Origin of the sequence: Pacificoceanicola niger (assembly GCF_048553275.1) — a bacterium.
In the GTDB taxonomy this organism is placed as follows: Bacteria; Pseudomonadota; Alphaproteobacteria; order Rhodobacterales; family Rhodobacteraceae; genus Pacificoceanicola.
Map to the genome: position 1 here is coordinate 1 of NZ_JBLZMW010000049.1, position 1,321 is coordinate 1,321.

1 protein-coding gene and 1 other annotated feature are annotated in these 1,321 nt (G+C 61.2%); the gene reads left to right on the forward strand.

From position 1 onward, the window contains the following. The first annotated feature begins 53 nt into the window (after nt 1-53). Nucleotides 54-1,282 (forward strand): IS3 family transposase gene (locus tag ACN2XU_RS24190; protein ID WP_419412892.1). Its coding sequence is split into 2 segments (ribosomal slippage): nt 54-342 and nt 342-1,282, totalling 1,230 coding nucleotides; the frame shifts between segments, so codons are not numbered across the junction. Next, nucleotides 335-451, forward strand: a sequence feature (AL1L pseudoknot). (Overlaps the previous gene by 117 nt.) Nucleotides 1,283-1,321 lie beyond the last annotated feature (39 nt).

The following is a 1,321-nucleotide window of genomic DNA, read 5'->3' on the forward strand; positions in this document are numbered from 1 at the left end:
TGAACCGCGCCGGGTTTGCCGGAGGCTCCAACTCCTGAGTAAGGTGGAGCATCATGAGCAAGACAACCAACAAGTTTTCCCCTGAGGTGCGCGAGCGCGCCGTGCGGATGGTCCTTGATCACGAGGGCCAGCATGGCTCTCGCTGGCAGGCGATCACGTCGATTTCTGCTAAGATCGGATGTTCGGCGAATACGCTGAACGCCTGGGTCAAGAAGGCCGAGGTCGACAGCGGTAAACGTGCAGGCGTTCCCAGCGAGATGGCCGAGAAGATGAAGGCTTTAGAACGCGAGAACCGCGAGCTGCGCCAAGCCAACGAGATCCTGCGCAAGGCGTCGGCATATTTTGCGATGGCGGAGCTCGACCGCCGGTCGAAGTGATGGTGGATTTCATTGAGGCGCATCGTGATGCGCACGGGGTCGAGCCGATCTGCACGGTGCTGCCGATCGCCCCCTCCACCTACTATGATCGCCAAGCGAAACGGGCTGACCCGGCCCGGTTGTCAGATCGTGCCCGTCGTGATGCCGCCCTGCGGCCCGAGATCGAACGCGTCTGGGAGGAGAACTACAAGGTCTACGGCGTCCGCAAGGTCTGGCGACAGCTGGTCCGGGAGGGCTTTGATGTCGCTCGTTGCACGGTGGCGAGGCTGATGAAGGACATGGACATTCAGGGCATCATCCGCGGAAAACCGCACCGGACGACGATCCCGGACAAGAAGGCCCAATGTCCTCTGGACAAGGTGAACCGTGAGTTCCGCGTCCCCGCGCCGAACATGCTGTGGGTCAGTGACTTCACCTATGTTCCGACCTGGAAGGGCTTTGTGTATGTCGCCTTCGTCATCGATGCCTATGCGCGCAAGATCGTCGGCTGGCGTGCCAGCACCTCTGCGCAGACCGGGTTCGTCCTGGATGCTCTGGAGCAGGCGGTCCATGACCGGCGGCCGACAAAGGCCATGGGGCTGGTCCATCATAGCGATAGAGGGTCGCAATACCTATCCATTCGTTACACCGAGAGGCTGGGCGAAGCCGGCATCGAGCCCTCTGTCGGCAGTGTGGGTGACAGCTACGACAACGCCTTGGCCGAGACCATCAACGGTCTCTACAAGGCCGAGGTCATCCACCGCCGCGGCCCGTGGCGCAGCTTCGAAGCCGTAGAATACGCGACCTTGGAATGGGTGGACTGGTTCAATAACCGCCGCCTGCTCGAACCCATCGGGAATATCCCGCCAGCCGAGGCAGAGGCCAACTTCTACGCAGCTCTGGAAACTGAAAACATGGCCGCGTAACTAACGACAATCAGCCTCCGGCAAACCCGGCGCGGTTCA